The sequence below is a fragment of the Cyclobacterium roseum genome (assembly GCF_010119225.1).
Lineage (GTDB): Bacteria > Bacteroidota > Bacteroidia > Cytophagales > Cyclobacteriaceae > Cyclobacterium > Cyclobacterium roseum.
In genome coordinates this window covers 158,467-177,633 of sequence record NZ_WNKF01000004.1, presented here as the reverse complement: position 1 = coordinate 177,633, position 19,167 = coordinate 158,467, and the positions used below count along the sequence as shown (strand labels likewise).

General features: G+C 46.3%; 20 protein-coding genes. 7 read left to right on the top strand and 13 right to left on the bottom strand.

Going from position 1 to position 19,167, the window contains the following annotated elements; genetic code table 11:
• Nucleotides 1–8: 8 nt before the first annotated feature.
• Together GJQ68_RS07580 and aroQ are read right to left on the bottom strand one after the other, a co-directional pair.
• Complete coding sequence (locus GJQ68_RS07580; protein ID WP_162416704.1) at nt 9–1,064, bottom strand: aminotransferase class V-fold PLP-dependent enzyme; 1,056 nt, start codon at nt 1,062–1,064, stop codon at nt 9–11.
• 5 nt (nt 1,065–1,069) lie between these two features.
• Nucleotides 1,070–1,498 (bottom strand): type II 3-dehydroquinate dehydratase, encoded by a 429-nt coding sequence (gene aroQ, locus GJQ68_RS07575; RefSeq protein WP_162416703.1) that lies wholly within the window; start codon nt 1,496–1,498, stop codon nt 1,070–1,072.
• A gap of 129 nt (nt 1,499–1,627) precedes the next feature.
• Between aroQ and GJQ68_RS07570 the strand changes: the two genes are divergently transcribed.
• From GJQ68_RS07570 to GJQ68_RS07560, 3 genes are all read left to right on the top strand, one after another.
• A complete protein-coding gene (locus GJQ68_RS07570; protein WP_162416702.1) occupies nt 1,628–2,533 on the top strand; it encodes a site-specific tyrosine recombinase in 906 nt (301 codons plus the stop codon).
• Nucleotides 2,534–2,632: 99 nt separating this feature from the next.
• Complete coding sequence (locus GJQ68_RS07565; RefSeq protein ID WP_162416701.1) at nt 2,633–3,109, top strand: Clp protease ClpB; 477 nt, start codon at nt 2,633–2,635, stop codon at nt 3,107–3,109.
• Between the two features lie 104 nt (nt 3,110–3,213).
• Complete coding sequence (locus tag GJQ68_RS07560; protein WP_162342476.1) at nt 3,214–3,678, top strand: MaoC family dehydratase; 465 nt, start codon at nt 3,214–3,216, stop codon at nt 3,676–3,678.
• 92 nt (nt 3,679–3,770) lie between these two features.
• Here GJQ68_RS07560 and GJQ68_RS07555 read toward each other — a convergent pair whose 3' ends face one another.
• The 4 genes from GJQ68_RS07555 to GJQ68_RS07540 form a co-directional block, all read right to left on the bottom strand.
• Complete coding sequence (locus tag GJQ68_RS07555) at nt 3,771–6,206, bottom strand: outer membrane beta-barrel protein (protein WP_162416700.1); 2,436 nt, start codon at nt 6,204–6,206, stop codon at nt 3,771–3,773.
• 211 nt (nt 6,207–6,417) lie between these two features.
• A complete protein-coding gene (locus GJQ68_RS07550) occupies nt 6,418–7,023 on the bottom strand; it encodes a superoxide dismutase (RefSeq protein ID WP_162416699.1) in 606 nt (201 codons plus the stop codon).
• A gap of 116 nt (nt 7,024–7,139) precedes the next feature.
• The gene (locus GJQ68_RS07545) at nt 7,140–7,583 is read right to left on the bottom strand and encodes a nucleoside deaminase (RefSeq protein ID WP_202927894.1); all 444 of its coding nucleotides are present in this window, start codon (nt 7,581–7,583) and stop codon (nt 7,140–7,142) included.
• Nucleotides 7,584–7,593: 10 nt separating this feature from the next.
• Nucleotides 7,594–8,724, bottom strand: a complete 1,131-nt coding sequence (locus GJQ68_RS07540; protein WP_162416698.1) for a hypothetical protein — start codon at nt 8,722–8,724, stop codon at nt 7,594–7,596.
• Nucleotides 8,725–9,035: 311 nt separating this feature from the next.
• Between GJQ68_RS07540 and GJQ68_RS07535 the strand changes: the two genes are divergently transcribed.
• Nucleotides 9,036–10,238, top strand: coding sequence for a Na/Pi symporter (locus GJQ68_RS07535; RefSeq protein ID WP_162416697.1), 1,203 nt, complete (start codon nt 9,036–9,038; stop codon nt 10,236–10,238).
• Here GJQ68_RS07535 and deoC read toward each other — a convergent pair.
• A complete protein-coding gene (deoC, locus tag GJQ68_RS07530; protein WP_162416696.1) occupies nt 10,207–10,872 on the bottom strand; it encodes a deoxyribose-phosphate aldolase in 666 nt (221 codons plus the stop codon). The two genes, GJQ68_RS07535 and deoC, sit on opposite strands and share 32 nt — an antisense overlap.
• Before the next feature lie 13 nt (nt 10,873–10,885).
• Here deoC and GJQ68_RS07525 point away from each other — a divergent pair, with 13 nt between their 5' ends.
• The gene (locus GJQ68_RS07525; RefSeq protein WP_235941189.1) at nt 10,886–11,491 is read left to right on the top strand and encodes a methyltransferase family protein; all 606 of its coding nucleotides are present in this window, start codon (nt 10,886–10,888) and stop codon (nt 11,489–11,491) included.
• Nucleotides 11,488–11,682: a hypothetical protein gene (locus GJQ68_RS07520; protein WP_162416695.1), complete on the top strand. Its 195-nt coding sequence runs from the start codon at nt 11,488–11,490 to the stop codon at nt 11,680–11,682. The genes GJQ68_RS07525 and GJQ68_RS07520 overlap by 4 nt, the downstream gene beginning before the upstream one ends.
• Before the next feature lie 29 nt (nt 11,683–11,711).
• Here GJQ68_RS07520 and GJQ68_RS07515 read toward each other — a convergent pair whose 3' ends face one another.
• Complete coding sequence (locus tag GJQ68_RS07515; RefSeq protein WP_162416694.1) at nt 11,712–13,034, bottom strand: DUF5690 family protein; 1,323 nt, start codon at nt 13,032–13,034, stop codon at nt 11,712–11,714.
• Nucleotides 13,034–13,741: an HAD-IA family hydrolase gene (locus tag GJQ68_RS07510; RefSeq protein ID WP_162416693.1), complete on the bottom strand. Its 708-nt coding sequence runs from the start codon at nt 13,739–13,741 to the stop codon at nt 13,034–13,036. Before GJQ68_RS07510 ends, GJQ68_RS07515 begins: the two co-directional genes overlap by 1 nt.
• 272 nt (nt 13,742–14,013) lie before the next feature.
• On the opposite strand from GJQ68_RS07510, the gene GJQ68_RS07505 reads away from it, so the two are divergent.
• Entirely contained in the window at nt 14,014–14,577 is a 564-nt protein-coding gene (locus GJQ68_RS07505) for a phosphonate degradation HD-domain oxygenase (protein ID WP_162416692.1), read from the top strand.
• A 20-nt stretch (nt 14,578–14,597) separates the two neighbouring features.
• Here the strand turns inward: GJQ68_RS07505 and hemH are convergent, their stop codons facing one another.
• From hemH to GJQ68_RS07485, 4 genes are all read right to left on the bottom strand, one after another.
• Nucleotides 14,598–15,632, bottom strand: a complete 1,035-nt coding sequence (gene hemH, locus GJQ68_RS07500; protein ID WP_162416691.1) for a ferrochelatase — start codon at nt 15,630–15,632, stop codon at nt 14,598–14,600.
• 217 nt (nt 15,633–15,849) lie between these two features.
• A complete protein-coding gene (locus GJQ68_RS07495; RefSeq protein WP_162416690.1) occupies nt 15,850–16,233 on the bottom strand; it encodes a hypothetical protein in 384 nt (127 codons plus the stop codon).
• A 163-nt stretch (nt 16,234–16,396) separates the two neighbouring features.
• Complete coding sequence (locus tag GJQ68_RS07490) at nt 16,397–18,076, bottom strand: metallophosphoesterase family protein (RefSeq protein ID WP_162416689.1); 1,680 nt, start codon at nt 18,074–18,076, stop codon at nt 16,397–16,399.
• Nucleotides 18,073–19,161, bottom strand: a complete 1,089-nt coding sequence (locus GJQ68_RS07485; protein ID WP_162416688.1) for an alkaline phosphatase family protein — start codon at nt 19,159–19,161, stop codon at nt 18,073–18,075. The genes GJQ68_RS07490 and GJQ68_RS07485 overlap by 4 nt, the downstream gene beginning before the upstream one ends.
• Nucleotides 19,162–19,167: the final 6 nt, after the last annotated feature.

Below are 19,167 nucleotides of genomic sequence, written 5' to 3'. Positions count from 1 at the left end.
TGCTTGCGTCAATAACCCTCCAGAAAACGGATCAGTTTGGTAAATTCAGCATCGGTGATGGCAGGAAAGTTGGCTATACGAAAACTGGTAGGTTTCAAGGGGCCGTAACCACTGCCCATTTGCATGCCCTGCCCCTCCGCTGCTTTCTTTATCGACTGGATAAAGGCTTCTTCTCCCCCTACTCCCAATACCGTACGGCTTCTGTTAGAGGCCTCTGTTACCAGGAATGCCAAAGAAGGTGAGTTTTCCACCAGTTGCTCCAATTGCCTCATCCTGCTTTCGGTTTGCTCCTGTAGGGCTCTAATGCCCGGCATGTCTCCAAGTACCCTGTTTAACAGGTAAATACCCAATACATTCGGTGTGTAATGGGTCTGATAGTTGTCCGCATTTTCCAGCATAAAATTCAGGCTATTGTAGCGCCCGTACTCTCCAATACGTTTTGCCTTTTCGATGGCTTTGGGAGAGAGCAACAATATGCCCAAACCGGCAGGAAGGCCAAAGCATTTCTGTACCGAGGCAAACCAGATATCCGCCAGTCCAAAATCCAGGTAAATGCCTCCCATAGAGGAAGTGGTGTCTACCGCCAGCATTTTATCCGGAAATTTCTTTCCCAATGCCGCCAGTTTCTCATTTGGTACCTGGGTGGCATTGGAGGTTTCGTTTTGAGTGATGGCCAGGATATCAAAGGCACTACCGATCTCCAGGTCATCTACGGAGAACGGCTTGTTTTTGTCCACAACCAGTGAATCCGTTTCAGGAATGATATGCTGGGCAAAGCCAAACCATTTTTTACCAAAAGAACCGGAAAATACATGAAAAGAAGCCCGCTCCACCAGGGACTGGGTGATGATTTCCCAGTTTTCAGTCGCACTGGAGGTAAACAGTAAGCGGTAATCCGAAGGAACGTCAAGTTTTTCCTTTATCAGCTTCTCCGTATCCCGATACAGGTCCATAAAAGCGGCACTTCGGTGGTTGGCACTTAAAATTCCCTGCCGGTAAGCATCCTGAAAATAATCGGGAAGCTTATCGAATACTTTGGAAGGCCCCGGGGCAAATGTTAACATAGACATCAAGAATTTTCATTTTTTATAAAGTACTGCAGTCCCAATTCGTATCCCAGCAATCCCAGCCCGGCGATCATGCCCACACATTGTCGGGACAAGAAACTTTTGTGTCGAAATTCCTCCCGCTTGTAGATATTGGAAATGTGGATTTCCAGGGCGGGGCTGTTGATGGCGGCCAGGGCATCGCCAATTGCGACCGAAGTATGCGTATATGCTCCGGCATTGATCAGGATGCCATCTACTTCAAACCCGATGGCATGAAGCTGATTGACCAGTTCCCCTTCCCCATTGCTCTGGAAATAGGAGAGCTCCAGCTCGGGGTATTTTTTGACCAGGGTCTCAAAATAATCTTCAAACGAACGGTTCCCGTAAATATCCGGTTCCCGTTTTCCCAACAGGTTCAGGTTGGGTCCATTAATAATCGCTATTTTCACGTTTTCTGGCGTTTTATATGGTACGGATGCAAGCGACAAAGGTAAACAATCGGCCCTAAATTAGGGGATTTATTCCATTGTTTTTGTTTTGATCGGGATAATGCCGGCAGTACCTATTAAATTTACCGGATGAGCTGGGAAAAGGAGATAAATGCCTTTGGGTATTACCTGAAAATCGAGCGCTCCCTGAGCGAAAATTCCTTGCTGGCCTATCGGCAGGATGTGCAAAAACTAGCCGTGTTTATGGAAGAAAATTTCCCAGAACGCAGACCTGAGACGACCGAATTGTACCATTTAAGGCATTTTGTCGACAAGCTGGCCGGTGAGAACATTTCCGAATTTTCCCAGGCACGGATCATATCAGGTGTCAAAGCCTTTTACAAGTACCTTCTATACGAGGATAAAGTCACAGATAGCCCAGCTATCCTTTTAGAGGCCCCGAAGCTTACCCGTACGCTCCCAGATACGCTCAGTTATCATGAAATAGAAAGCATACTGGAAGCCGTGCCTCTGGGGCAGCCGGGCGGACACCGCAACCGGGCCATGTTGGAAATGCTCTACGGCAGCGGGCTCCGGGTTTCGGAATTGATCCAATTGAAAAAAGGACACTATTTTGAGGATATCGGATTTTTGCGCGTGTTGGGAAAAGGTAACAAAGAGCGCCTCGTGCCTGTCGGAAAATCAGCTGCCAAATACTTACGCATCTATCTGGAGGAGGTCCGGACACAGGGACCAATAGCCAAGGGACACGAGGAGTACCTTTTTCTAAATAACCGGGGAAAGAAGCTTTCCCGGGTCATGGTTTTTCTCATGATCAAAAAAATGGCAGCAAGTGCTGGCATTGCCAAAAAAGTCAGCCCCCATACCTTCAGGCACAGCTTTGCCACTCACCTGGTAGAGGGAGGTGCAGACTTGCGGGCGGTTCAGGAGATGCTGGGACACGAAAGTATCACCACTACCGAAATCTATACGCACCTGGACCGGGATTACCTGCGCCAGGTACTCAACGAGTTTCTACCGGGAAATAAAGACTAACCATTCCATGATCCGGGAAACCAAGCGCGGCTGGATTTAGGCATGTTTTTTGAACGGGCTAGATTCGATTGAAAAGACAGGCTAAGAAAGGAAAGCAGCATGAATAATAGAACCGTATATTTTTTAGGACTTGTGGTATGGCTGATGACCTTGCCTTTCCTGGCGGTAGGCCAGGAAAAATTAAATCGCTTGCTTCAGGAAAGGGAAAGCCTCCACCAGGAATGGCAGGCATCCGAAAGCAAAAAGTCCGGCCTCTTTGGAAACCGTACCAAAAAGGACATGGAAGCAACCAACGAATGGATGGGGCGGATCATTCAAAAAGACAATCAGATCATGCAGGAGTTGGAAATGCTTAAGGATATACAGACCACTGAAATCAGCTATGAGAAAGAAGATTATAAATACATCGCACAGAAAGCGGAAGCAGATATTGTGAAATTGAAGCGGGCCTTGCTGGAAAAGGATGGGGACATTCTACAGGAAAAAGAAAAGAAAAGGACCTATGAATGGACGACATTGGTGTTTTTTCTTAGTAGTCTGACACTTGGCTGGTTGTATTTCCGGAAAAAAGCGTAACAAATTCCAATCAATAGGTAGGCGGGAAGGCTTTTAATTAGAAAATTGTTTTTTAATCAAGGCGGTTTTGATACTTTTATTTTTTTATAAAAACCAAGCCAATCATGAGCAAACTGATTATAAATAGCTTTGAAGATTTCCAGCAATATATTGGAAAAGAACTGGGGGTATCGGATTACCACCAGGTAAGCCAGCAACAGATCAATTTATTTGCGGATGCCACTTTGGATCATCAGTGGATCCATACCGATCCGGAAAAAGCCGAAGCTGAAGGCGCCTTTGGTGGCACCATCGCACACGGTTACCTGACCCTCTCCCTGGTTCCCTATCTCTGGAATCAAATCGTGCAGGTAAACAACCTCAAAATGATGGTTAATTATGGGATCGAAAATCTCCGCTTTGCCAATCCGGTAAAAGTGAACGATGAAATCAGGATGGCTGCTACCCTGGCAAACATCAGCGATCTTCGGGGTACCATCAAAACGGAAATGAAGGTAAAACTTGAAATCAAGGGAGAACGAAAACCTGCCTTGTCTGCCCACCTTATTTTTCTCTACCATTTTAAATAACACCCTCCTCTTCATTTGTTTTCCTGAGGAAAAAATAAAAACAGCACCCACCGGACGCTGTTTTTAGCATTGTTAAAAAACCTAATCTAAACTTATTCCAATCTATTTCTTTCTTCGGTACTTCCGCTCCGTTGGTTTACATTGAACTGTTCTCCCTGAGCAAACTTCCAACGCAAGGTAAATCGCACGCTTTGTACGCTGTTATACTGCTGCACGTCGGTATTAATTCGGTTGAAATCTATGTTGCCTTTGAATTTCATGCTTCGAAAAATATCCGATCCGTTTACGGTAAGGCTTAATTTGTCATCCTTGAAGGTTTTGGTGATCCCCGCATCCATCCAGCCCATGGCGTTTATCACCAATTGACCATCCCGGAAGGGACTTCGGTAGATGCCCACCAATTCCAGTTTGAATCCCTTCGGTAGGATGAGGTTATGCTGCGTTCGGGCCATAAAGGAAAACTGTCTTTCATCCAATAACTCCTCTCCCAGCTGGGACTGAAAGGTGTTTCCATTGAACTGAAGCATGTTGCTGGTACTGTACCAACTGGCAAATTCTACCGGTACCACTGCCCTGAGACTTACGTTTTGAGTGCGATCGAGGTTTTGCATCTGAATGCGGGTCTTTCTTGTTTCATCATCCTGAAGCATTATTTGTCCAAAGGCATTTTCGGTCTGGGAAAAAGACAGCGAAAACTGATAGGCATTTTTGATAATATGATTCATCTCCAGATTGTTGGCATACTGAGGCCTGAGGTTGGGATTGCCCTCTTCGGTGGTAAGGGGATCGATGTAGAAAACGTAAGGGTTTAATTGCCGGTAATACGGTCGGGTGATGCGTCGATTAAGGTTGTAGACGATTTGATAGTTTTCCGTCACCTGATGCTGCAGGTAGGCACTCGGAAAAAGGTTCAGGTACTCTTGGGAATTGATTTCCGAACGGGTAAGCGAATTCCCCTCTATTGCGGCGTACTCAGTCCGCAATCCGGCCTGAAAACTCAGCTTTTCGCTTATTGGTGCCTTGTAGGAAGCATAAGCTGCCAACACATTTTCCTTATAGAGGAAGTGGTTGCTATTGGGGTCGGGAGTAAAAGGCCCCTCTTCCACACTTTTCGTTATTTCCAATAGGTTGTCAGAAGTCACCCAACTCCCTTTGATACCGGTTTCCAGGACCTTTTCATTGCCAAGAGGCTTGGTGAAATCTGCTTTTGCTGTAAAAATAGAATAGGCCATCTCGTTTCCTGTCCGAATCTTGTCCGAAGTCCCGTCCGTCAGGTTTTCATTAAGCCAATATTGGTTATCCAGCAAACTCAGGCTTCCGGCATCCATGTGGGTATAGTCGATGTCTGCCGACAGCTTTGTCCCCAAGGTATCTAGTTTACCGATATAGTGAAAGTTGCCAAACATCCGGAGATTATCCGATTCGCCATCGTTCAACGCATTCAGATAATTCCGGTCTGTATTTTCCGGATTGGAAATGGCAGTCAGCGAGTTGCCATCCTCTGTCCCTTTTCGGGTAGATGCCTGTAGGTTGATTCCCAGTGAATGACGGTCATTGATTTGATAGTCGGTTCCCCCTGAGAAAAACAAATTCTTACTCAGCAATTTCAAGCGTGCCTCTTGATCAAACTCCGAGAGGCCATTATCCAATTGAAACCTGCGAAAGATATCCAGGTCAAGGAAGCGCCCGAATTGGTTGTAATTCAGGCTGATATTGGAGGTCCATTTATTATTTTTGACATTCAGAGTGGCACCGGCCGATGGCGTGTGCAAGCCATTATACTGACTGCCGACATGTATATTTCCATTGGTACCGTTCAGATTGTTTTTCTTCAAAACCAAGTTGATTACACCTGCCGCCCCTTCGGCATCGTATTTGGCGGGAGGGTTCTGGATTACTTCAATACTTCGGATGTTGTCTGCCGGCATGGCCCGAAGAAAATTGGCCAGGTCTTCGGCACTCATGTAGGTCTGTCGGTCATCGACCAGCACGATTACGCCTGTGCGGCCGTTTAAATTGATATTTCCATCCGCGTCTACAAATACTCCCGGGGAACGGCCAATGACATCCAATGCGCTATTTCCCTCTGCCATAACCGTGCCCTCCACGTTTACCACGGTTTTATCAGCCTGAATCAGCACATCCGGGCGTGCTGCTTTGACCGTTACTTCATCCAGAGCGGATACCTGCACGGTTAACCGGATGGTTCCAACATGCTTTTGCTCCCCAGGTTTCAATTGAAATGGTTCGCTCGTGTAGGTATCGTATCCAATGGTGGAAACGCCCAGAGTCAAGGGTAGCTTAGTGGTAGCAGGAAGGTAAAAATTCCCTGCCTCATCGGTAATGGCACCCGTTATCAACTCGCCATCGGTGGCATCGAGTAAAAACACGTTGGCAAAGGGCATAGGTGCTTCGTTTTCATCCAAAACGGAACCTGCTACCTGAGCCGATTGGTCCTGAGCGGCCAGATGGCTCAAACCCAATAAATAAAAGAATACGGTGGCAAAAATATACCTGGTAACATTCATGGCTGTACACAATTAATGGTTTCATACCTTGCCATGGGAAAAAAGTGCCAAACGAAAAAAATACTATTAAATTGCTGTTTTTCAGTGTTTTAAAAAAATTAGAAATAAAGTAGCTGTCTCAATATCGTACACATTTGTTGTACGGTTACCGGACAAAAAAATCCCTCCGGAATTTCCGGAGGGATTCGTCAATGAAATGATCTTGCTGCAATTATTTGGCAGCAGCGTATTTTTTAGCCACCTCGTCCCAATTAACCACATTCCAGAAAGCGGATATATAATCCGGTCTCCTGTTTTGGTAATTGAGGTAATAGGCATGCTCCCAAACGTCCAATCCTAAGATGGGTGTTCCTTTGGTTTCGGCAATATCCATCAATGGATTATCCTGATTTGGGGTGGAGCTTACCTGTAGTTCACCGTTATGAACACTTAGCCAGGCCCATCCGGAACCAAATCGGGTAGCGGCGGCGTTTGCAAATTCTTCCTTGAATTTATCGAAAGAACCAAATTTTTTGTCGATGGCTGCTGCCAGTTCCCCGCTCGGAGCTCCACCACCTTTGGGAGATAAGATCGTCCAGAAAAGGGAGTGGTTGTAATGACCACCGCCGTTATTTCTAACGGCTGTTGGTGCAGAGGAAATCCCCTTCATTATTTCTTCAATGCTCTTCGAAGCCAGGTCGGTACCTTCGACAGCACCGTTTAACTTGGTCACATACGCATTGTGGTGTTTACCATGGTGGATTTCCATGGTTTTCGCATCAATATGAGGCTCCAATGCATTCTTTTCGTAGGGTAAACTTGGAAGTTCAAAAGCCATTCGTTTTTTATTTTTAGTGAAACATAAAATTGAGTTGATGGTGCAGGTTCGTATTAAAAAACCTACTAGTACAAACCAAGTAACTTGAAAAATGGTTCTTTTATTCCGTCGAATCTCTAATTTCTGAGATTTTTAAAAAATGCCTGCAACAAATTCTTTGATTTATCCTCCATCAGGCCGCTGGAGACTTTGGTTTTGGGATGGAGAAGGGGTTGAGGTATACGGGAATACCCTCTTTGTGGGTCGCTACTGGCAAAGTGTATTTCTCCCAGTTGTGCCCAAAAGCTAGCCCCGGCACACATGATACAGGGCTCCAGCGTCACGTACAGTTTGCATTCCGGTAGGTACTTGGCGCCCAGGGCATGGGAAGCCGCCGTTATGGCCAGGATTTCGGCATGAGCGGTCACATCGGTAAGCTTTTCCGTCTGGTTATAGGCCCGGGCGATGACCCTGTTTCTGACGACAATCACCGCTCCTACGGGAATCTCCCCATCATCGAAGGCGATTTCTGCCTGCTTCAGCGCTTCATTCATCCAATATTCATCTGAGTAAATTTCCAAGTATACTGCTTTAGAAAATCAAGTCAAAAATTTCTTTTCTTACCCCTTCGTTGATGATCAGTGCAAGGATAAGCGACACAATCAAGCCGATACCTGCTTTAACGAAATCATTTTTCGCCAATCGATACGCCCTTACCAGACGAGCTTTACGTTTCTTCAGCTTCTTTGATTTCGCCAGAGCGATGGACAACTCCCTGCCTCCCAAAAGTCCAATAAAAACCCAGGTGGTACTCATGGGCATGTTACTGTAAGACTTGAAATAAAACAGGATAACAGCGTACACCAAGTCGACAATAGTCGCTGCCCGCACATCCGTGACGCTGGTCTTTTCATTCACGATCCCTTGAATCTTATCTCCTTTCATGTAAAAAAGCACACCTAGACCAAAAAATACAAAGCCGGTAAACGCAGAAAATTCCCAGACATTTAATTGTCGTGGAAGGAAAACGGCTATATTGGCCGCATCTTGCATAACCCACACCGCCCACAAACTGCCCGAGGTAATCCATTGAAGGAAATACCAGTAGTTTCCGGGTTTTCCCTTCAGATAGCTAGTGACAAACTTTTCCAATATATACCATACCACAATGGCAGCAAAAAACGCTAAAAAGTACCCGACGAAACTTTTTTGCATGACTCCTATAATAGTGCCCGCTTTGTAGGTAAAAACATTTAGTAACAGAAAGGTAGTCGAAACCGGCATCCGTAGACGGGTCATAACCAGCAAAACGATCGGCGCCGCAATTTGCAAAAAGACAAAACTCTGTGGAGCCTGATCCAGACCATCGACCTGCAATCGCTGGTAACTAACATCCCCATTATACGTGTACCAGCTATAGGTAACGGTACCGACAAAAATCAGCCCCATAAAAAGCCACAAATAATACCATTTCCTGTTCTTGTTGGAGGCAATAAAGGTCCCAATCGTCTGTATGCTATCGTTGGCAATAGCCGAATAAGCAGCAAGCATAAACCCAAACCACATGGCAGCATAGGTATAGGGAGTAATGATACCTGCAACGGATATCAAGATGCAAATGATTAAAAGAAAGGACTTTTCTTTTTTTGTAAAATCAAAAAGTGAATAGGCGGCTTTGGATAGCGCATCCTGGTTAATGTTTTGATCTTTCAGTTTGGCCATAAGCTGGTTTCGGCTTGGAAATACGGACGCAAATTAAACAAGAATTATTAAGGATAATGTTACCAAATTGTTAAGTCCCTGTAAAAGGGCGAAAACCGAGAATTTTGAGTGAATGCCCGGGCAAACCTCTTTTGTTCAAAAATAGAAAGATTTTATTTCTTCCCAGCCCCTTTTGAAATTTAAATCGTTTCTTCCCAAACAAATGGGGTACTACTAATTTTAACATAAGTTTTATGCGAAAAGTGTGTATTTCTATAGGGTGTATACGTATTTTGCAAATTGAAAGAAGCTATTTCTAATTTGATTTTTGAATGACCACTACTTCTGCGGGTAAAACCTATAAAAAGAATCTGATTTTGGCAGTTACCGTGATTTTTGGTTTACTGCTGTTCATGTTTTCGATTGATTTTTTGACCTATTCTCTGGCTAAATTAAACAATGAAGTAGCCAATACGCTGTTTATGGCCACCAGTAACCCATTTGTAGGACTGTTTATAGGCTTGTTGACTACCGCCCTTATCCAATCCAGCTCTACGGTATCGGCCATGGTCGTGGTCCTGGTCGCCTCCGGTAACCTGAGCCTGGCACAGGCTGTTCCCCTGATTATGGGGGCAAATATTGGAACGACCCTCACGAGTACACTGGTAGCTTTTGGCTACATTATGAAAAAAAAATCCTTCCGCAAGGCCCTTTCAGCTGGTGTTTTGCACGATCTTTTCAATATCATTTCGGTCATTCTCTTACTCCCCCTCGAGGTGTATTTTGGTCTCCTAAGTAAAATGGCCGCCTGGATTACTCGTGGGCTTGGGGCCGGAAGCACTATTTTCGAAGGCGATTTGAGCTATCAGGGTTTTTTTCTCCGACCCCTGAGTTATTACCTGGCAGAATGGCTCCATTGGCCGCTTTTTGGTCTGCTTGTGGGGATTGTGCTTCTGGTAGGGTCCATCAAAATCCTCTCTGCCCTGGCCTATCGCTCCCTGATTACCCCAAACTTTAAAAAAATCCGAAAACATATTTTTAACTTTCCCTATCGCTCTTTTGCCTATGGGATGTTTTTTACAGCGGCCGTTCAGTCCAGCACCGTCACTACCTCCCTGATGGTGACCGCAGTTGCCACCGGCAAGGTTGCCTTGAGAAAAGTGTTCCCCTTTATTATGGGAGCTAATCTGGGAACCACCATTACAGCAGTAATTGCTGCCCTTTATAAAACCGAAGCGGCCATTAGCGTGGCGATTGTTCATGTTCTGTTTAACCTTATCGGAGCGTTGCTTTTCCTTCCCTTTCCTGCATTACGTGAGATTCCCGTAAAATTTGCGCGGAATTTTGGAAAAAAAACGGCCAATACCCGTTTCGTTGGATTCGCTTATATTCTTCTAACCTTTTTTATCATCCCCTTTTTTCTGATTTATTTCAATCAGTCCGATGGAGAGTCCGGCACAGACACAGCACCTACTCTTCCCAAAACGGAGGAAGTCGGTGATATCAGGATTGGTTCCGGAGAAAAGCATCCATGATTTGCGGGCCGCTACTGGTCCCAATCCGGTCAGCCCCAGCATGGATCATTTCCAGGGTTTGGTCCATCGTTTTTATGCCTCCACTGGCCTTGATCCCGATTTGGCTTGGAAGGAGCCGGCGCATCTCCCGAACCGTCCCGGCTTCTGCTCCCCTTGGTGCATATCCGGTGGACGTTTTAACAAAATCAGCACCGGCATCCCTGCAAATGCCACAGGCTTGTTCCAATTCTTCCTTGTTAAGATAGGCCGTTTCGACGATCACTTTCAGCATTTTTTCCCTATCGTGGATTCGATTGGCTAGCTGCGCCAATTCTATTTTGGGCCAATTCATTTTCGATTTGAAGGCGGATAAGGACCAGACCACATCCAGTTCATCTGCTCCGTCATCCATCGCTTGATTGCATTCGGCAAGCTTGGTCTGGCTCATGTTGTAGCCGAACGGAAAACCAACTACGGTAACTACCTGTATGTCTTCTTCAGCCAACTCTCTTTTGACTTTTTTCACCCAGAACGGAGGAACGCATACGGCACGAAAATGGTATATGACAGCCTGGCTGATCAACAACCGAATCGCTTTGTCATCCACTGCAGGATGCAAGGCACTGTGTTCAATATAGCGGTGTAAATTTTTCATAATCAATCAAAATATGGATATTTGGGTGTTTATGGACTACCTCATTTTGGGACTTGGCTGGGTGCTATTCTACAGCAGCCACACGTTCCTCGCCACACTCAATATAAAAAGAAAAATCAGGTCCTTGCTTAAAGGACAATATAAATGGTACCGTCTGGCGTATAGCTTGTTTTCAAGCCTCTTCTTTTTAGCCTTGTTCCTTTATGCAGGCAGTATTCCTCCCATCTGGCTTTTTGCTTCCGGTCCGGGCAGCACCTACCTGGGCTTTATGCTCGCTACGTTTGGTACCATCATTTGCGTAAAAAGCATGCGGGATGTTTCGGTCAGCCGATTCCTAGGCCTTCGCCCGCAAGATGACCTTTCTGAGAACGAACCACTGGTTACAGACGGTTGGTATGGATACATGCGGCATCCCCTCTATGCCGGTTTAATCTTGATTTTTATGGGGTATTTCTTATACGTGCCCAATCTTTCTTCGCTATTTCATCTAGCGGCCCTTTTGCTATACTTACCGGTAGGCATTTATTTTGAAGAAAAAAAGCTACTAACCCTATATGGCAGGCGCTACGCCAGGTATCAAAAAGAGATTCCCGCCATCATACCCCGTTTTGGAAAATGACTGAACTAATACTGTACACTGCCGCTTTATTGCTGGTTTTGGCCCACCTGCTGATGGCCAGCCTTTTCTACCGTCATATTAATAACAATCCCTGGCTGTCCTTTCATGAAAAAAATGATTGGCGTCTGAAAGCACTTGTATTTCCAGCTTATTATTGGTTTCGCTACAAACGGCAACAGGATGATTCCTGATTTTTCTATTCAGATGGTAGAAAACCAAATTAGGGAATCATTCCAGGCAAATGCTTCCGGTCAGAGAGCAGCTGATAGGCTTGAAGTTTCCTGAAAAAATAAACCCCACTAACCGCCATAAGGAGCACACTAAGACCCATCAGTAAAATCAAGCCCTGGGAATAAAAAGACAGCCAACTCATGCGTTCATAGTCTCCAAATTGTTTAAAAACGAGGATTCCGGTAGAACCCAGGTAACCAAAACTATCGACCAGGTACATCAGGAAACCTACATTACCCGCGTATTTAAAAGATGCCAGCAAACGATCAAAAAGCAGGCAATTGAAGGGAATATACGCCATGTAAGTACCTGTACCGGTTGCCACCATCCAATATAAAGGCGATAGCCAGCCATTTAGCATGGCCAGCGTAGCCGCTAGCGCCAGTAATAACCCTGAGATGATAATCAAATGGTAGATAAACAAGGCTTTGAAATTATTTTTCACCAGTACCAGCAGCCCCATCATCAGTAACAGGATAAGGGTGATGGGAATCTCGGTTTGTGTCAGCAGTTCGGGGGGCACGGTCACCCTCAGATCTTTCCATATCTCTACCACAAAATTATCGCGAATATCCCGAAAGGCTGTCAGGACCATATAGACCAATATAAGGATAATCACGCCAGTGCGAAACTGCCGGAAAAAAGCGCTACGATCGGCCTGATGCATGGATTTTCGTTCCGTTTTCAGAGCAATGTCCCCGGTACTGGGAGAAGGTGTATGGTTCAAAAGAAAAACACTTGCCAACAATACTGGAATAAAAATGGCACCGGTCAAAAAGGGCATCCAATACGGGTCCACTTCCAGGTCAACCAATAGATAGCGGCCTACTGTCTTTACAAATCCCGACGAAAACACAAAACTCACCGCCAAAATGCTACCCATCATTTCGGTAAATCGCCTGCCTTCAAGGTAGTGGAAAACCAACCCCCAAATCAAGCCAAGTGGAAAACCATTGATCAGAAAGCATAAAATATTCCAGGGGGCAGGTAGCAGGGCAAAGCCCAATAATCCCAACCAGGAAACTCCGATTAGGCTCAGCGTAAGTCGGGCCCTGTCAGAAGCTTTCAATTCAGAAATGACTTTAATCCCGTAAAACTTACTGGCCATGTACCCTAGGGTCTGCATCAAAATCAGCCAGACTTTCAGGTCGAGCCCCCACCATTCTTCCCCGTCAAACGTTGCGGAAGCAAATGGCTTCCGAAAAGCATACATGCAACTGTAGGTTAGAAATGCCATGACCCCGGCAAAAAGGCTCATGAGCAATGGTGGAGCAGCAGCTAGTTTTTTGGTAAAGGAGGGAATGATAAACATTACTGCACGGGCTCACCAATTTCTTTGGCTACCAAAGGCAAAATTTCCAATAGCCGGTGAACGATGTGGGTAGGTTTGTGGGGTCTTAGTGCTGCTTCGGTGTAAGCACCCGTGGTCACGGCCAGACTCATCAGACAGCCCGCATTCAGTCCTTCATGGATATCTACTTCGGTGTCCCCGATCTTGATTACTTCCAATGGACTACCAATGCCCAACGCCGCCATCATTTTCAAAATCATGTCCGGGTGTGGCCGGCCTTTTTTAACTTCATCGCTACACACGATGATATCTATCAGCGGATGATTTTTCCAGCCAATGCGCTCGAGGATGACATCGGCAATATCCCTGCTAAAGCCCGTGTCCAATCCCACTTTTATTCCCATTTGCTGCAAGGATTCAAATACTTCCAGCGCATCGTCCATCGGAGCAATGTCCGGACTTTCCCGGTAAAATCGCATCATTTCCTCCACAAAACTAGCGTGGATTTTAGTCACTTCTTCATCCGTCACCTTTTCGGAATGGGCTTGCAGCATTTCCCGGATGGCAAGTGGTTTGGGATAGCCCATTTTTTCGTTGGCTTCCTCCAAGCTTACCTGTCCGTAACCATTACTTGAAAAAGCAGTGACAAAAGCCGCTGCCACATTGCTTTGATCTTTGATGGTGGTGCCGGCCATGTCAAAAACAGCCAATTTGATGGGGTTTTTCATACGTTTGCGAATCCTGATAAGTGCTATTAATTACGGGATCAAAATAGGCAAAAAAAATAATAGAAGAAAACCAAACCCAATCATCCTTCGGTTAATTAATCGTGAAATCGAGCCTGCCTACCGGACAGGCAGGCATGACGAGATCGTCACACAGTGGGATGATTATAAATCATGCGAGATTCCATCTGACCGCTAAAAAAAATTATAAACAGATGAATAAGGTTTGGCTTTTCTACTGAATATCGGTATTTTCAAAACAAAATAGCATAGTTATGAAAAGGACTACCCAGGACATTATAGATGAAATTTTTACCCTTTACGCCTCTTTTGGCGATGCAGATTATATCGGCGAGCCTGTTTCTCAGTTGGAACATATGAGTCAGGCCGCACAGTTAGCTGAATCGGAAGGTTATTCACCTGAGGTGATTTTGGCCGCTTTTTTCCATGACCTGGGACACCTCTTTGCCCAACGGGAAGCAGTCGATCAGATGGGGGGGTTTGGGGTAATGGACCACGAAAAACTGGGTGCCGACTACCTGCGGAAATTGGGTTTTCCGGAACTGGTTGCTCGCTTGGTGGAAAGCCATGTAGAAGCCAAAAGATACCTGACCTATAAAAACCCGGATTATTTTAACCGCTTATCTGAGGCCAGCAAGCAGACGCTCCGCTACCAGGGAGGAGTGATGAGCCCGGAGGAAGCAAGTGCATTTGAAGCGGATGAAAACCACTCCCTGATATTAAAGATGCGGGAATGGGATGAAAAAGCCAAGGAAACGCAGGTACCGGTTCCCTCCCTTGACAAGTACAAAAAAATGGCAAAAGACCTGCTGGATTAAATCCCCGGCGTCCTTTCCATTCAGGGCTTGGAGGTGACAAGATCTTTCACACAATCTACCCAGGTATCCCTGGAATTCAGGCTGGGAACCAGGTCCCAACGTTCACCCCCCTGTTCTAAAAACTGCTCCTTGTACTCCTCACCAACTTCCACCGTAGTTTCCAGGCAGTCGGCGACAAAAGCAGGAGAAAATACCAGCACTTTTTTGATCCCATTACCCGCCATTTCCCGAACCAAATCTTCCGTGTAAGGCTTGATCCAGGGATCCTTTCCGAGTCGGGACTGAAAACAGGTGACTACTTTTTCCTCGGGCAGTTGGAGCTTTTTGGCAATCAAACGGGTGGTGTGAAAGCATTGAGCCCGGTAGCAAAACTGATTCTTTTTGGTATACCGTGCACAGCAGGTGTCACTCAGGCGACAGTACCCGTCCACAGATCCTTTCCGAATTTGCCTTTCCGGCAAACCATGGTAGGAAAAAAGGTAGCGGTCATACTCCTGGCCTGCCATCATCTCCTGACCCAGCTCTGCCCAGGCCTCTAAAAAGAGGGGGTGTTCGATAAAATTGCTGATGAAGCGAATACTGGGAATGATTTGCCATCTGGTAGCCAGTTCCATAACCCGTTCGATCACCGAACCATTGGTGGCCGAGGCGTACTGGGGAAATAGCGGCAATACCACGATCTCTTTTACATTGGACTTGTTAAGTGCTTTCAGCCCTTCTTCGATGCCGGGAGATTGGTATCGCATGGCAACTTCCAACTGGAAACGGGATTGGTCGATCAGCGGCAATAGCTTTTCTTTTAGATCCATGGTATGGAAAAGCAGGGGAGAACCCCGATCCGTCCAAAGTTTCCGGTATTCTCCTGCGGATTTGGGCGCCCGGAAAGGCGCAATGATCAGGTTCACCAACAACCACCGGGGAATCAGCGGAATGTCAATCACCCTGCCATCCATTAAAAATTCACGCAGGTATTTTCGGACATCTCCGGTAGCGGTACTGTCCGGCGTGCCCAGATTCACCAGTAATATCCCTGTTTTGGCTTTATTTTGACTCATTGGTTTTTGTTTTTGCCTTTCCTAAACCAAAAATAGAAGCAAATGTTAACAAAACCCAATGGTGTTTTTTTATTTTCCGCAGCCAGGTAGTGCTGGCTCCACTATTCTTGCATGGAGTTTTGGATAAGTTTCATTTTGAATGAACCCTCCGTAATGCTGATTTCGGTATTTCCCCGGCTGGTATTTTCTTCAAATGGACCAAAAAGCCAGTATTGAATTATAGGATAATCTCCCCCTTCTTTTTATTATTAGAGGAATCGGCATCCCGCGTATGAATAATAAGGTGGTACTTAAGTTTTTTTCCCGGCTGATTGGCTGGGATCTTTTCGGGTGAGGTATACACAATGGTTTGCCCGGGTTTGATAGCATTCGTTTTAGTATCGAAACTCATCATTTTTCCATTTACCTTAAAGAAGACCCGGTAACTTTCCGCTGGAGCAGTGGTGGATCCGGTATTTTTGATGGCATATCGAAATACCCGTTGGCCTTCCTTTTCCGCATCCAGATGTACTTCATACGCTTCCAGGTCAAAATTGGGATCTTCTTGCGCCCGCAGCACTGAAAACGAAAAGAGGAAAACAATCAATAGTCGTAAAAACATTGCTGTATTATTTTTAGGTTTAAAAGAATTCAAATAATAGCACAAATCAAGGACAGTGCCCCATTTCCATAACAAGTTAGCAAGAATTTTAGTCATCGCCTACCCTGCACGCATCATCCATCGCCTAACTCACTTTTCGTTCTTCTGCAGCTAACTAAAGCAGTCATTTTCTTACCGTTAATTCATCCATGGTATTGCCTTCCAGGTCGTACGCTTTAAAGCGCATCTGATTATCATCGGCCTCAAGGATTCCGTAGTGGTGCTTTTTGATAAGTCGGTCCATTTGGGGAATATCCGATTGCAGTCCTTCTGGCTCCAAGCCACCACCAGCCCCCCCAACTACCAGAAATTGAACGGGGTGGCCCGAAAATTTCCGGGAAAGCCGCTCGTAATCATGGGTGTGCCCGGCGACCACCAGATCTACCTTTCCACGATGAAAGTAAGGTTCAAGGAGTTGACGCATCGTCCGCTCTCCCTGATACCCCGGCCAACCCTGAGAATAGGGAGGCTGATGCAATACAATGATTTTCCAAGGCGCATTATTCCAGGTATCGGATTCCAATTGCTCCGATAGCCATTCCCTCTGCAGCGTACCTTCTGGAACCGATACCGGGAAATTCAGATTTGGATCCAAGCTAAGGATCGCAACTGGGCCAAATTGCTGCAGTCCATAAGTAGGCACCTCCGGCTGAAACAGGTAGTCATTCATCTGAACGGCATGTAAATCGTCGTAATAGCCATCGTAATCGTGATTGCCGGGAACCAAAAGTTGGGGTGCCTGCATGCGGGAGAGCAGTTGTAAAAACCGCGGGTAAGCCCAGTCTTCTGAACCATTATTAACCAAATCGCCAGCTCCAACACTTAAATCTACCTGGTGCGCGCCTATGGCCTCGGCCACTTCCCGAAAGGTTTCCCAGCCTCCCTGGGAGTCTCCCCAAAGTGCTATTTTAATGCTATCTGCAACAGGGGTGGCCTCTACTGAAAAGCTACCCTGAAAGGATTTTCCCTGATATAAATCAAACGAAATACTGGATTCCCTTTCCATTTTATGCGTAAAAATGCCATTGGTGGATTCAATTCGGACTTCTTCTCCCCGTTTCTGGCGCAGGATGGCGGTACCCGCGGATTCGCTCACCCAGCGGACAAAGGGACCGCCGTCCGTGCTCCAAATCAATACCGGCGGCGTAAAAAGAATCGGATAATCGGCCAACAATGCTTTCAACTCGGGATAGGACATGCCGTCCCATTCCTCTTTAAGATCGGTATCCTGCAGTAATTCCAGCTTTCGGTCCACCAATATGCCCGCTATGATTTGGTCTTTTCTGACCTTCCAGAATTGGTAAGCTTCCTTTGCGAAGAACTGTACGCCACGTAGACCTCCGGCCATGGCATTATTAACCACGCGAAGATTCAGTTCGGTTTCTCCACTCACTTCCACTTCAAAAAAATCCCCATCAACGGACCTGGGAGTCCGCTTTTCGTTTACCCAACACTGCACTCCGTCATCTGCGTCTACGAGCAAAATGCCTGGTTCCAGTATTCCCTTCCAGGAATACCACAGGGAATGATTCGGCAAGGGCAGGCGGTGGGGCAGGGAAACGCTTTCGGCCTGGGGAAACGGATCCTGCCAGTCCCGGTAAATTCCGGCAATGGAATCCCGACCAAGAAATACCCAGCCGGAATCCAGTTCCCTCAGCGGCTCTTTCGGAAATTCGTTTGGAAACATGCCAGCTACCTTTTGCTCATTCGCCAGAAACGGCTCACGATAAGTGGGCAAAGCAGGCTCAGACTGGCAAGCCGAGAAAATAAGAACCGTCCATGCTAAGCCGTCCCGGAATCTCATGGCAGTATTTCCGCTATAGCCGTATCCGCCTGTTCATCGGGATAGGGTAAACCCAACAATTGGAAAATGGTCCGTGCAATCATGGCCGGATACAGTTGCCCAGCTTCTTTTACCTCCCCCAGTGCCTGACTGTCGGGACCAATGGCTGCTATCCAGGCTTCCCTGGACCGGGGAATTCCCGATCCGTGTCCGGTCCAGGTAGACTTGTCGATTCCCCGGCCGTGATCGGTGGTAACAATCATAGTGGTTTTATCCCGGTAAGCAGGGGTGGATTGAATGTAATCCCACAATTCCTTCAGGTAGGCGTCGAACTGTTTGATGGAATGGAGGTATTCGTCGTAGCGATTATCGTGCGCCCAATCGTCGGGTTCACCATAAGCGATGAAAACAACTTTTGGAGCTTGCCTTTTTACCGCCTCCAGGGCATAATGATGGGTAAAGGGATCCAACCGTACCCCTTCCCAGGGACCACGGATCTCTTGCTGTAGCCTATTGATAATCCGCTCCGATTCACTGAGGTTAGGCCCTTTTGCCCTATCAAATCCGGCATTCACCGGAATACCACTCCGGTCTTCGTTAACGATATAGGGAAAAACGTCCCAACTCCCAAAGGCAAATACTTTTCCTGTGTATTCGGGTAAACCCTGCAGGTGTTCCAGCAGGGTAGTGTTGGGATTGTTGGTTTTTGAATTGGAATTGATCCGTTCGTCGTCCGGTACTCCGGTTAATATCTCGTTGTATCCCGGGTAAGAAAAAAGCATGTTGTTTCGCATGTCTACCTGGTTGCGAAAGGCGCGGTTTCCATGAAGTTGTCCCTGTTTGGCAAGTGTAGACCAGGTAAAAGGCATCAACATTTGACGACGCTTCAGGGGATTCGGATCCCAAAATGTTTCCAAAAGCGAACCTGGATTTTCCATCATACCCGTATCGTCAACAAAAAGAGAGTCTGCCCCCTGGAATAATTCCTGCCATCGAAGGCCATCCACGGTGATGAGAAAAATATTCTCTGTTTGGGTTGTTTTCTGGGCTCGTAACGTATTGTAAGAAAGCCCCATGGCGATCAGAAGGAAAGCTATTTTTTTCATAGGAAT

Excerpts from the sequence above, each read along its gene's own strand:
- GJQ68_RS07580 (WP_162416704.1), bottom strand. The coding sequence starts at position 1,064 with ATGTTAACATTTGCCCCGGGGCCTTCCAAAGTATTCGATAAGCTTCCC.
- GJQ68_RS07570 (WP_162416702.1), top strand. The coding sequence starts at position 1,628 with ATGAGCTGGGAAAAGGAGATAAATGCCTTTGGGTATTACCTGAAAATC.
- GJQ68_RS07565 (WP_162416701.1), top strand. The coding sequence starts at position 2,633 with ATGAATAATAGAACCGTATATTTTTTAGGACTTGTGGTATGGCTGATG.
- GJQ68_RS07560 (WP_162342476.1), top strand. The coding sequence starts at position 3,214 with ATGAGCAAACTGATTATAAATAGCTTTGAAGATTTCCAGCAATATATT.
- GJQ68_RS07555 (WP_162416700.1), bottom strand. The coding sequence starts at position 6,206 with ATGAATGTTACCAGGTATATTTTTGCCACCGTATTCTTTTATTTATTG.
- GJQ68_RS07550 (WP_162416699.1), bottom strand. The coding sequence starts at position 7,023 with ATGGCTTTTGAACTTCCAAGTTTACCCTACGAAAAGAATGCATTGGAG.
- GJQ68_RS07540 (WP_162416698.1), bottom strand. The coding sequence starts at position 8,724 with ATGGCCAAACTGAAAGATCAAAACATTAACCAGGATGCGCTATCCAAA.
- GJQ68_RS07535 (WP_162416697.1), top strand. The coding sequence starts at position 9,036 with ATGACCACTACTTCTGCGGGTAAAACCTATAAAAAGAATCTGATTTTG.
- deoC (WP_162416696.1), bottom strand. The coding sequence starts at position 10,872 with ATGAAAAATTTACACCGCTATATTGAACACAGTGCCTTGCATCCTGCA.
- GJQ68_RS07525 (WP_235941189.1), top strand. The coding sequence starts at position 10,886 with ATGGATATTTGGGTGTTTATGGACTACCTCATTTTGGGACTTGGCTGG.
- GJQ68_RS07520 (WP_162416695.1), top strand. The coding sequence starts at position 11,488 with ATGACTGAACTAATACTGTACACTGCCGCTTTATTGCTGGTTTTGGCC.
- GJQ68_RS07515 (WP_162416694.1), bottom strand. The coding sequence starts at position 13,034 with ATGTTTATCATTCCCTCCTTTACCAAAAAACTAGCTGCTGCTCCACCA.
- GJQ68_RS07510 (WP_162416693.1), bottom strand. The coding sequence starts at position 13,741 with ATGAAAAACCCCATCAAATTGGCTGTTTTTGACATGGCCGGCACCACC.
- GJQ68_RS07505 (WP_162416692.1), top strand. The coding sequence starts at position 14,014 with ATGAAAAGGACTACCCAGGACATTATAGATGAAATTTTTACCCTTTAC.
- hemH (WP_162416691.1), bottom strand. The coding sequence starts at position 15,632 with ATGAGTCAAAATAAAGCCAAAACAGGGATATTACTGGTGAATCTGGGC.
- GJQ68_RS07495 (WP_162416690.1), bottom strand. The coding sequence starts at position 16,233 with ATGTTTTTACGACTATTGATTGTTTTCCTCTTTTCGTTTTCAGTGCTG.
- GJQ68_RS07490 (WP_162416689.1), bottom strand. The coding sequence starts at position 18,076 with ATGAGATTCCGGGACGGCTTAGCATGGACGGTTCTTATTTTCTCGGCT.
- GJQ68_RS07485 (WP_162416688.1), bottom strand. The coding sequence starts at position 19,161 with ATGAAAAAAATAGCTTTCCTTCTGATCGCCATGGGGCTTTCTTACAAT.